Below are 12220 nucleotides of genomic sequence, written 5' to 3' on the forward strand. Positions count from 1 at the left end.
AACTAATATAAGTGTAATTTATAGTGCGAGTTCCGAGAGCGATTGCTTAAATTATAATATCTTGATAAAGCAAAAGATTGAGTGCGATCGAAGCTAATTATTATGGATACTACTATTACTAACTCAATCAATTGTAGGCGCTTTTCTGGTAGGGTGGGCAATGCCCACCCTACATTTAAATTTCACGAATCAAACAGGATTGGTAGTTGCCCCTTGAGTATCGATCGCCAGCGATCGCACCTCAGCATCAATCCCTTGTTGTTGCCAAGCTGTCTGCATTGCCGTTGCTACAGCCGCCGCCTTTGCAGTTTCCGTCAACGCGAGTAAAGTTGGTCCCGCGCCACTAATAACCATTCCGTAGGCTCCAGCAGCTAAAGCGGCATTTTGTACGGCTTCATAACCTGCAATCAATCCTTGACGGTATGGTTGATGCAGTCGATCTTGCAAAGCTGCACCGATCCATTCTCCATTACCTGTGGCTAAACCCCGCAGTAGTAATCCTAAATGTGCTGTATTAAAAATTGCATCGGCGCGACTCACTTGAGTTGGTAAAACCCGTCGCGCTTCAGATGTCGATAGCTCAAAATCAGGAATGGCAACGACTGGTACGACATTTTCTTGCCACGGAATATCGCAAATTTGCCAGTATGGAGACGTTACATGTAACATCTCTACACTAGCTGCTAGCCGACAGCCGCCTAGCAAGGCTGGTACGACATTATCAGGATGTCCTTCCATTGCGATCGCTAAATTCATCACCTCAGCTTGACTTAAAGGCGTACCTGCTAACTGATTTGCACCTACCAAACCACCAACGATTGCAGTAGCCGAACTACCCAAACCCCGCGCCAAAGGTACGCCTAATTCAATTTCAATTGCTACTGCTGGCGGCGATTGCTTGATGTGTTGATACAGTCTCAAAAAAGCCTGGTACAGTAAATTACTCTCATCTGTCTTAACTTTGGCGGCTTCTGTACCTGTAACTGCTATGCTCAGTTTGCCTACTTCCAAGCGGGAAAACTTGAACCGATTGTATAAAGTTAATGCTGCACCAATACAATCAAACCCTGGTCCTAGATTTGCCGTGGTAGCAGGAACGGTGACGGTAATATGAGATTCGGACATTGAAATAATTTACTCTTGATGCCCTTAGAGGAGGGTGTGTACTAGAAATAGATAACAGTTATAGCTATCAGGAGTTACGCATTTGAAGTTTTAGATCTCGATCCCCCTCTGGCTCCCCCTTTTTAAGGGGGGAGCAAAGCCCCCTTAAAAAGGGGGTTGGGGGATCTGCGTAGCTCCTGAGCTATTCTCAATTGGATCGGGTACATAGATCTGTAGGGGCGCACAGCTGTGCGCCCCTACGAATGTATTTCACCTGTATAGGAAACGCTATAAACGCAGATTTGATGTTTAAAATCGGTGACTTTTCTAAACTTAGTCGCGTATCAATCAAAGCACTACGCCTCTATGATGAAATGGGGCTTTCAAAACCAATCCAGGTAGACCAGTTTACCAGCTATCGCTACTACTGTGCTAGCCAATTACCTAGATTAAATCGGATTTTGGCTCTGAAAGATTTAGGCTTTTCCTTACTAAAATTTAATTCCTAGTAGCAACTTTTGCTACTAGCTAATTCGATTTCCGTTTTCTACAGGTAAGTTTGGCTCTAATAAAACCACTCCTTTGTCATTAGTTACTGCTCCTAATACCAATACTTCAGACTTAACACCTGCAACTCTTTTAGCAGGGAAGTTAACGACAGCAATAATTTGCTTACCGATGAGTTCGGCTTTAGAATAGTTATCGGTAATCTGCGCCGAACTCATTTTTTCTCCCAACTCACCAAAGTCAATTGTCAAGATATAAGCAGGTTTTCTCGCTTTTAAATTATCTTCAACATCAAGAATTGTCCCAACTCGCATATCGACTTTGAGAAAGTCATCAAAAGAAATTTCTGCGATCGCTGTTTCGTTAACATTCATAATTAAACTTTATTTTTGTATTCGTAGGGTGCTTTTTTCGCAACTCACCCTAACCAATTTTACGTCATCAAAATTAATCGCATTGGATCTAGCCTAATATACCAGGGAAACGATCGCCCTTTCAGCATCTCCCACTTTTCCTTAAAAACTTCTGCTTGCAAGTGATAATCGCTAGAGTGGTTTGGCTGTTGGTACAACTTGAGATATACAGTCATGCGGTGGGGAGTTTCGCTGGTTTGGGCTAAAAAACAAGGAAAAGTATTTTCTCGGTTTGATTCAGTCGTAAAAATAATTTGATGAGCGCGAATTCCTACATATTTTAATTGTTTGGAGATAGATTCTGTGACTTGTAAGTCTACTCCCCAATCTGTTGCTTTTACCATTCCATTGACAGCAATCTCGGCGCGAGAAAAGTTTTTACATCCAGTTAATTGAGCTACGCTGTAAGTTTGAGGACGTTCAAATATATCGTGTTTGGAACCGCTAGCGATCGCAGTTCCTTTTTCCATGACTAATAAATTTTGACAAACTCGATAAGCTTCTTCTAAATTATGACTGACAAACAGAGTTACACCTTGATAATTAGACAAAGTGGAAATTAATTGCTGTTCTAACTGACTCCGTAAATGAGTATCTAAAGCTGAAAACGGTTCGTCCAATAATAACGCTTCTGGTTGACTGGCTAAAGCCCGTGCCAAAGCGACTCGCTGTTGTTGTCCGCCGGATAGTTGATGGGGATAACGATTAGCACAACCATGTAGTTGCATTGATGCAAGTTGAGTTTCTACGACTTGGATAACTTGTTTTTTTGGCGTAGCTTTCGGTAAACCAAAGGCAATATTTTGCCCTATTGTTAGGTGAGGAAATAAAGCGTAGTTCTGAAACAGAAAACCAATTTTGCGATCGCGTGTGGGAAGATTAATTTGGCGTTGAGAATCAAACAGCACCCGCCCATTTAACTCAATTTTACCAGCATTAGGCGTTTCAATCCCTGCCAGACAGCGCAAAATCATGCTTTTACCTGCGCCAGAAGCTCCCAGAAGTCCTAATGGGCGATCGTCATTACTAAAAGTTACATTCAAGTCAAATTCTGCTAATTGTTTTTGAATATTGACAAATAATTTTGATTCGATAATTGGTAATTGGTAATTGGTAATTGGTAATTGGTAGTTGGTAGTTGACTCTTCTTGCCTCTTGCCTCTTGCCTCTCGCCTCTTACCTCTCGATTGCTGCCAATAATTTACTGCTACAATTCCAGATAGAGAAATTCCCATGATGACTAGCGCCCATCCCCAAGCTTCCTGCATCGAGCCGCCTTCAACTGAGAAGTAAATAGCCATCGGAATAGTTTGCGTTTGTCCGGGAATATTACCTGCTAACATTAATGTTGCACCAAATTCTCCTAACGCGCGAGCAAAAGCTAGCATCGCACCACTAATAATCCCAGGAATTGCTAAAGGAAAGCTGACACGCCAGAAAACAGTCCATTCAGAAGCACCTAATGTTCTTGCGGCACGGATTAAATTTGCGTCTATTTGTTCAAAGGCTCCCAAAGCAGTTTTGTACATTAATGGAAAGGCTACTACTGTGGCGGTGATGACGGCTGCATACCAAGTGAAGACAATGTTGATATTAAATGATGCCAAAAATTGTCCGAGTATGCCATATTTTCCAAATAGTACTAGTAATAAAAAACCTACTACTGTTGGTGGTAAAATGAGAGGTAAGATGAATATTCCCTCAATTATCGATCGCCACTTACCTCGATACCCTAGCATCCAATAGGCGGCGATAATTCCTAGAAAGAAAGTAATAGTTGTGGCAATTAAGGAGGTTTTTAGAGAAATCCATAGAGGGGAAATGTCATTGAACATTTATCTTTCTCTGGCGTAAGTTTGGCGATTCTCTTTACATCTTTGCACGAAGCAAAATAGTATCTTACAATCTATTTCGGAGTGACACCTATTTCTCTACAGCGATCGCAACTCGGTTGTGATTTGAAGATTGTAAACCAACTAAAATATATGTAGCAGTCCTATTTGCTACATGTAACTCAAGCTTAGGATAGGAAGTAATAGATCGCGCGATCGCCAGAACAAGGGATTGTTATTAATGGTTGGCGATTGGGAGTTGGCGATCGACAATTGCAACTTGTGGCTTACGACTGGTAATGTGTTGTGCAAGTGCGCCAAGGCTGACGAAAATCGCGATGAGGGTGACGATCGCCCCTAGTACGGGAATAGATGTCAGCAGCACAAATCCCAATAAACCAATCCCCAGTGCTACAAATTGTCGTATTGGGGGTTGTATTGAGATACTAGGTTGTAATTTTTGCAATAGCCAGCTTCCGGCTAGTAAGCTAAAGACAATCTGCGGCACAAAACTGGCAAAAGTTACAAAGCTGATTGTAAGGGCAAGATTAGCGACTATTCCCAATCCCAAGACTGGTAAAGCGAGACTAGGTAGAGCGATCGCACAGAGAATAGCGAGTATAACAGTTACAGTGGCGATCGCGATCGTACCTACTCCAACTGCCACAAATGCTAGTATCCCCCAACCTAAATTCGATAACGGTTTAGCTTTGACTCTTGCCGCTAAATTTTGCATCCAAGTGGGGACAAATCGCAGCAATAACCAACCAATGAAGAGTAAAGCCAATAGGCGCTGAATCTGCCAAATTGCTTCCCTAGCTGGATTTGGTGTAGGTGCAATCCGATGTTCTAATGCTTCTCCTACAACTCCACCCGCAATTTTTGCTCTTGGGCTAATTTGAGCCGTAGTCGCAGATTTATAATTGACTTTGCCACCAATTTGTGCAGTATCGGTCAGGGTTAAACCTGGTTTAATTGGCGCTACTGTTACGGGGGGTTGAGGCACAAAGGGAATTTCAACCAACTGGGGATCGCCTACTGCTGTGGCTTGCATATTTCCGCCGACGCTTCCCCTCAGTTCCAAGGCATTTGTTGCCGCGATCGCATCGTGTTCTATACTTCCAGCTAACAAAGCTTGGTTGGCAAAGATAGTTAGATCGCCACCTATATTACTGCCAGTTTGATTTTCCCAACTGAAACCAGCCGCGATCGCATCGTCTGCTATCCGTGCTTTTGGCTGAAGAATTAACACCTGTCCAGCCAGTCGCGCATCATCGCCTACACTACCATTAATTGTAATGACTTGTCCTGCTGCAATTAAGTCGCCTTCAACTGTGCCATTCAGGGTAATTTGCTTTGCTGCCAAAACCGCATCGCCTTTGACAGTACCATTCAACAAGATTGTCTCTCCAGCCAAATACACGTCATCGGGAACAATTTGTCCAGCAGCGATCGTGACTTGCTTGCCACTTACGGTATCCTTTGCCCAACTTGGCGTAACGAATAATAGCACCGATAGCAGTACCAAAGCACAGAGAAATTGAATCAAATGTCTTGTGGCAAAGTGCCAGCCTTTGCGACTGTTCATTAGGCTTGCGGCTCCATCTCCATCTGTCTTCACTCTTATGAAGGCTTTTGTCTCTCCTTTAAGTTAGATAACAAAGTTGAGGAAGTTGTGAGGATAGCCGTTCGATCTGGAAAGTTGGAGCGCGATCGCGCTAGATTTTTGCAATAGGTGTCATTAATTACAAATTCAGATAGCTGTACTTTTATAACTCAAGATTTACTTGTTTTTTTATTCTTTCTTCATAAAATCATAATATTTTTTGATAAAAAGCATACAAGAATATTAACTGTTAGTAAGCAACTTAGCATATATTCTCTATTAGATGAACTAAGAACTATATGAGGGCGATCGCCTCTTCATACAAAATTGCTTAAAATCATGTTTTGACTTTTCCAGAAAAATTAAGATGGCAGCAGAATTTTACTACAATAAATGCAGATACACATGTTGTATTGTCAACACTGCATCATCTCAAGAACTCAGAATCAGGAACGAACGCGGTGAAGTTTTAGCAGTAGAAAACGGTAAAACAATCGGTCTTCAAGGTAAGAGAAGGGAAAATTCTAAACGAGTAAATGTTTCTCAACCTTATTTATATAACTTAATCAAAGCTGCTATGAATGCTTTAGAGATAGCAGATAAATCTCGGATGCTGATGGAACAAGAAGCTGTGATTGAAAAGCAGAACGAACAGGTCGAACTTCTGAAGCAAGAACTAGAGATTTTTCAGCGAAACAAGATTTTATCGCTAGAACAAGAAGATAAATTGTTGCATTTGCAGAATCAACTCAAAGAGCATGAGTTTTTAGTTGAGAAACAAAAAAAGAAAATTTTAAAACTTGAGGACGCACAAAGTCAGTTTCCACAAACTATTTCTTTAGAAAATGCTGAGAAACAAGTTAAGTCCAAGCTAGGACTTTTAGCGTGGAATTGCTTGCACCCAGCTAGCCAAAGAGATTTACGCAACGCCTACAGATATTACAAAATGATAAAGACAGAAGAGTTCACCACTTCTGCCGATTATTCCGATGCAGGACATCCCTTGGGATTAGTAGCAGAAAGAGAAATTGTTAATCCTTTTTTCAAACAACTTTATCAGTTCTTGTTAACTAAAAACACCTCTGTTAGTTTTTTTGAAAAGACTCCTATTTTGCTAGGAAGCATTAATCTAATCGTTGATGGAGAATACACGCTAGGAGATCTACGAATCTTGTTATCTCAGCAGTGGCAAACTTTTACAAAATTAAGCTTACAGCAAGAAACGATGCCTAAGACAAATTTATACTACACCGTTGAACGTAGCGATAAAATTAGTCAAGCTGACCGACTGTTAGTGCAACAATTCTTGCAACAATGGAAACACCCCTTATCCCTGTGGTTAGCTCAAAGTTATATAGCTGCTTCTACCATAGATCAAATAAGAAAATTACGTAATATTGCTGCCCATTCAAATTCTATGCACTTATGGCAGTTCACAGAATTATGGTTTCTTTTGGTTGGTAGTAAAACTCGTAAAGGGGTGTTACAAGAAATCCATCACAATAGCTCTCTCACCGAAAATGTTTGTCATGCAGTAAAAGAGAAAGCAGTAACTTTTAACTATTTTCCGACATACTCAAGTATATAACAGTCATATTCAATTGAGGGAATTTAAGTGGAGGGTAGACAATGCCTACCCTCCTATCTGTTTTCTGTAATTGTCATTTAGCAACTATAATTCGATAACCGACATCAAATTCTGTAAATTCTAAATATTTGCCATATTTTATCTGCCATTCCCCACTCGCTAAATCTGCCTCTAGTTGCTTCACGCCTGTCTCTACTAACTGAGGATCGGTTAAAGCAAAAGCTGACATACTCGCCCGAATTTCCGAATTTAAATACATTTTGGGTTGCTGCCAACCTGCGGCAAGAAACAAATCTGTTAAATCTGGTGGTAAAGGAAAAGGGTAAATATCTACTGTATTTTTAAGATGAGTTTGAATAAACGATACAATATATTCTAGGGGGAAAAATGAGTCTTCATCATATTCCCAAAGAAACGGAAAATAATCATCCAACCAAAAATCTTTTCTAGCTTGAGAGTCATAAGTAAAAAAAGCGATCGCCCCCGTCCTGACAACTCGATGTATTTCCAACAAAGCAGCTTCTAAATCTGTAAAATGATGTAGAGACAAAATACAAATAGCTGCATCAACTGAATTATCGGGTAAAGGAATTGCCTCTGCACATCCATCAAACCACTTCACATGAGGATGAGGTATAGCCTGAGAACGCATTACCTCAGAAGGTTCGACAGCATAAACCACAAATCCTCGTTCTGCGATCGCCCGACTATATCCTCCCGTACCCGCACCAATATCGGCAATAGTGCTGCCAGGTTTCAACTGAAGTGCATTGAGCAAACAATCGACAATGCGACGGTCTGGCAATCGGAATTGAGCGTAGGATTTACCGATAGTGTCGTATGTAGACATAGAAATAAGGATGAAGAGATAAAAATTTTAGCTCTCATCTTACCCTACTCCCGACTCCTGTACGGGCGGGTTTGGAAACCCGCCCGTACCGACTCCATAGATAAAAATTCTGCGATCGCTTGGAAAATTCCAGAAAGTCGGCAAAATAGATAACAGGTAAGAAAATCTTAAATTATCTAAACTGTAGTCCAAATATCATTCCTAACTCTGCTAAACAGCGTGGCACATGAATAGTTTGTTTCTATCTCGACTGCATAGCCCAGAACGCCCAGTTATTGTATTTGACGGCGCAATGGGGACGAATTTACAATCGCAAAACCTGACGGCTGAGGATTTTGGCGGTTCTCAGTACGAAGGCTGTAACGAATATCTCGTTCACACCAACCCAGAAGCAGTGGCAAAAGTTCATCGCGACTTCTTCGCTGCTGGTGCGGACGTAGTGGAAACCGATACCTTTGGCGGGACATCCATCGTTTTAGCAGAGTATGACTTAGCGGATAAAGCCTATTATTTAAATAAAACCGCAGCAGAACTTGCCAAGCGGGTAGCCGCAGAATTTTCTACCCCAGAAAAACCGCGCTTTGTGGCGGGTTCGATGGGTCCTGGAACCAAACTGCCAACTTTGGGACACATCGATTTCGACACGATGAAAACGGCTTACGTCGAACAAGCCGAAGCCTTGTATGATGGTGGTGTCGATCTATTCATTGTCGAGACGTGTCAAGACGTACTGCAAATTAAAGCAGCCTTGAATGCGATCGAAGAAGTGTTTGCTAAAAAAGGCGAACGTCGTCCTTTAATGGTTTCCGTAACGATGGAATCGATGGGGACGATGCTAGTCGGAACGGAAATTAATGCCGCGCTAACAATTCTAGAACCCTATAAAATTGACATTCTCGGTCTGAACTGCGCCACGGGACCAGACTTGATGAAGCCGCACATTAAATATTTGTCGGAACACTCGCCTTTTATCGTTTCCTGTATTCCTAACGCGGGTTTACCGGAAAACGTCGGCGGACAAGCACATTATCGCCTTACACCGACAGAACTGCGGATGCATTTGATGCATTTTGTGGAAGATTTGGGTGTCCAAGTAATCGGGGGTTGCTGTGGGACACGTCCAGCACACATTCAACAACTGGCTGAAATTGCTAAAGAATTAAAACCAGGGGTGAGAAATCCGCAACTAGAACCCGCAGCAGCATCAATTTATAGCACTCAACCCTACGAACAGGATAACTCTTTCCTCATAGTTGGGGAACGCTTAAACGCCAGTGGTTCTAAAAAGTGCCGCGATTTACTCAATGCTGAAGATTGGGACGGATTGGTATCGATGGCAAGGGCGCAGGTTAAAGAAGGCGCGCACGTCCTCGATGTTAACGTGGATTACGTGGGACGAGATGGCGAACGGGATATGCACGAATTAGTGTCCCGTTTGGTGAATAACGTTACTCTACCTTTGATGCTGGACTCTACAGAATGGCAAAAGATGGAGGCGGGGTTAAAGGTAGCTGGGGGTAAATGCATCCTCAACTCTACTAACTACGAAGATGGGGAAGAAAGATTCCTCAAAGTTTTGGAGTTGGCGAAAAAGTATGGTGCTGGTGTCGTCATTGGTACGATTGACGAAGATGGAATGGCACGGACGGCAGATAAAAAGTTTGAAATTGCCCAGCGTGCCTACAGACAAGCAGTAGAATACGGCATTCCTGCCCGCGAAATCTTTTTCGATACTCTCTGTTTGCCAATTTCGACGGGGATTGAAGAAGATAGAAAAAATGGTAAGGCGACAATTGAAGCGGTGCGTCGCATTCGCCAGGAACTACCAGGCTGTCATATTATGCTGGGTGTTTCCAACGTTTCCTTTGGTTTGAACCCAGCCGCGCGGATCGTACTCAATTCCATGTTTCTACACGAAGCAATGCAGGTAGGCATGGATGGGGCGATCGTCAGTGCAAGTAAAATCTTACCATTAGCGAAGATTGAGGAGAAACATCAAGAAGTTTGCCGTCAGCTGATTTACGACGATCGCAAGTTTGAAGGTGATGTTTGCGTTTACGATCCTTTAACTGAGTTGACGACGCTGTTTGAAGGGGTGACAACAAAACGCGATAAAGGTGTAGATGAAAATCTTCCGATTGAAGAACGCCTCAAACGCCACATCATCGACGGCGAACGGATTGGTTTAGAACAAGCTTTAGCCCAAGCCATGAAGCAATATCCACCTTTGGATATTATCAATGTCTATCTACTTGATGGCATGAAAGTTGTCGGCGAACTGTTTGGTTCGGGACAAATGCAACTCCCATTCGTGTTGCAGTCGGCGGAGACGATGAAAGCAGCCGTAGCTTATCTAGAACCCCACATGGAAAAGTCGGAAGGTGGTAACAGCGCCAAAGGAACCTTTATCATTGCCACTGTGAAGGGTGATGTCCACGACATCGGTAAGAATTTAGTGGATATCATCTTGTCCAACAACGGCTACAAGGTAATTAATCTGGGGATTAAGCAGCCAGTAGAAAATATCATCAATGCCTACGAACAGCACAAGGCTGATTGTATTGCCATGAGTGGCTTGTTGGTAAAATCCACCGCTTTCATGAAAGAGAATTTGGCGACATTCAACGAAAAAGGAATCACCGTACCCGTAATTTTAGGTGGTGCGGCACTCACACCAAAGTTTGTCTACGAAGATTGCCAAAACACTTACAAAGGCAAAGTCGTTTACGGCAAAGATGCGTTTTCCGACTTGCACTTCATGGATAAATTAATGCCAGCGAAGGCTACAAGTCAATGGGATGACTTGCAAGGCTTTTTGGGTGAATTAGCCGACACAGAAGTCAATGGGAACGGACACAAAGAACCTACTGTAGATTCATCTGTACGGGCGCACAGCAGTGCGCCCCTACCTACCGAAATTGACACCAAGAGATCCGAAGCGGTAGCAGTAGATATAGAACGTCCCGCGCCGCCTTTCTGGGGGACAAAGCTATTGCAACCACAAGATATTCCTTGGGATGAGATCTTCTGGCATTTAGATTTACAGGCTTTAATTGCCGGACAATGGCAATTCCGCAAGCCGAAGGAACAATCTAAGGAAGAATATCAAGCTTTCTTAAATGAGAAAGTCTATCCAATTCTAGAAGATTGGAAGCAAAAGATTGTCGCCGAAAATCTCTTGCACCCACAAGTGATTTATGGGTATTTCCCCTGTCAGTCAGAAGGAAATACATTGTATGTCTACAATCCAGAAAACCACGCCGAACAAGTAACATCTTTTGAATTTCCCAGACAAAAATCCTTACGCCGTCTGTGTATTGCTGATTTCTTCGCGCCAAAGGAGTCAGGAATTATCGATGTTTTCCCCATGCAGGCGGTGACGGTAGGACACATTGCTACAGAATACGCTCAAAAGCTATTTGCAGCCAATCAGTATACAGACTACCTCTACTTCCACGGGTTAGCCGTGCAATTAGCAGAAGCTTTAGCAGAGTGGACGCACGCCAGAATCAGGCGCGAATTGGGGTTTGGGGCTGAAGAACCAGATAACATTCGGGATATGCTGGCGCAACGCTATCGCGGTTCGCGCTACAGCTTTGGTTATCCCGCCTGTCCGAATATTCAGGATCAGTACAAGCAACTGGATTTGTTAGAGACGAAGAGGATCGATTTGTATATGGATGAAAGCGAACAGCTTTATCCCGAACAATCTACCACTGCCATTGTGACCTATCACCCAGTCGCAAAATATTTTAGCGCTTAAATTTGAGGGAACGGGGAACTGTTGCCTGTTTCCCGTCCCCTGTTTCCTCCCAGAGGACAGCCGTTGTATCTTGAGTTAGACCCACTAGATCGATACGTTTAACCATTAAGCCAAGGCAATGTTAATACATTGCTGCTGTTGTTAAACCAGACTGAAAAATTTTCATCGCTATTGAGAACTTCTATGGCTGTTGTGATTGTCGCGTAGGTCATATCAATTGCCTTCCAGTAATACCTTTCATTCCGATCTTTACGTCTATTAACACGTTAGGTTTTAGTGTTATGACAGTTTAGAGGTTGTCTGAGAAGTAGTTTTTCAGGTACTTCAGTTCGTTCGGTATTCGTTCATTACTGCTAATGCTTGTAACAAAGAATTCTGCCTATTGGTTGAGGAAAAGTACGCCAGCGTACATAAACATGGAATTCAGACAAAAGGTCTTTCATGTCGCTCCTACCAGCCGTTCCTACTGCAACGCTAGTTGGTAGGAATTTTCTTAGGTGCGTACATTACTGGTTGATGGTGGAATCGTTGCAGGATTACGCGGATAGCCCTGACAC

The 12220-nt window shown here is 42.7% G+C and carries 8 protein-coding genes and 1 pseudogene; 3 read left to right on the forward strand and 6 right to left on the reverse strand.

What is annotated here, in order from left to right:
* Positions 1–189: 189 nt before the first annotated feature.
* Complete coding sequence (thrB, locus tag C7Y66_RS27510) at positions 190–1125, reverse strand: homoserine kinase (protein WP_106548015.1); 936 nt, start codon at positions 1123–1125, stop codon at positions 190–192.
* Positions 1126–1409: 284 nt separating this feature from the next.
* Here thrB and C7Y66_RS27515 point away from each other — a divergent pair.
* Positions 1410–1595: pseudogene (locus tag C7Y66_RS27515) on the forward strand (MerR family transcriptional regulator); the annotation flags it as partial.
* A 33-nt stretch (positions 1596–1628) separates the two neighbouring features.
* Here the strand turns inward: C7Y66_RS27515 and C7Y66_RS27520 are convergent.
* The 3 genes from C7Y66_RS27520 to C7Y66_RS27530 all read right to left on the reverse strand — a co-directional run bounded on the left by C7Y66_RS27520 (position 1629) and on the right by C7Y66_RS27530 (position 5444).
* Positions 1629–1985, reverse strand: a complete 357-nt coding sequence (locus C7Y66_RS27520; protein ID WP_199197677.1) for a tRNA-binding protein — start codon at positions 1983–1985, stop codon at positions 1629–1631.
* Between the two features lie 59 nt (positions 1986–2044).
* Positions 2045–3859 (reverse strand): molybdate ABC transporter permease subunit, encoded by a 1815-nt coding sequence (gene modB / locus C7Y66_RS27525; RefSeq protein ID WP_106548016.1) that lies wholly within the window; start codon positions 3857–3859, stop codon positions 2045–2047.
* A gap of 235 nt (positions 3860–4094) precedes the next feature.
* Positions 4095–5444, reverse strand: coding sequence for a hypothetical protein (locus C7Y66_RS27530; RefSeq protein WP_106548021.1), 1350 nt, complete (start codon positions 5442–5444; stop codon positions 4095–4097).
* A 385-nt stretch (positions 5445–5829) separates the two neighbouring features.
* Here C7Y66_RS27530 and C7Y66_RS27535 point away from each other — a divergent pair, with 385 nt between their 5' ends.
* Positions 5830–7050, forward strand: a complete 1221-nt coding sequence (locus C7Y66_RS27535) for a hypothetical protein (protein WP_106548017.1) — start codon at positions 5830–5832, stop codon at positions 7048–7050.
* A 73-nt stretch (positions 7051–7123) separates the two neighbouring features.
* On the opposite strand, the gene C7Y66_RS27540 is transcribed toward C7Y66_RS27535, so the two are convergent.
* On the reverse strand, positions 7124–7900 hold the full coding sequence (locus C7Y66_RS27540) for a class I SAM-dependent methyltransferase (RefSeq protein ID WP_106548018.1): 777 nt from the start codon (positions 7898–7900) through the stop codon (positions 7124–7126).
* Between the two features lie 39 nt (positions 7901–7939).
* Positions 7940–8092 carry a hypothetical protein gene (locus tag C7Y66_RS31440; protein ID WP_158266009.1) on the reverse strand — a complete coding sequence of 51 codons (153 nt, stop codon included), beginning with the start codon at positions 8090–8092 and terminating at the stop codon, positions 7940–7942.
* Between the two features lie 34 nt (positions 8093–8126).
* Between C7Y66_RS31440 and metH the strand changes: the two genes are divergently transcribed.
* Complete coding sequence (metH, locus tag C7Y66_RS27545; RefSeq protein WP_106548019.1) at positions 8127–11663, forward strand: methionine synthase; 3537 nt, start codon at positions 8127–8129, stop codon at positions 11661–11663.
* The last annotated feature ends 557 nt before the right edge of the window (positions 11664–12220 follow it).

It is taken from the genome of Chroococcidiopsis sp. CCALA 051 (genome assembly GCF_003015105.1).
GTDB lineage: Bacteria > Cyanobacteriota > Cyanobacteriia > Cyanobacteriales > Chroococcidiopsidaceae > Chroococcidiopsis > Chroococcidiopsis thermalis.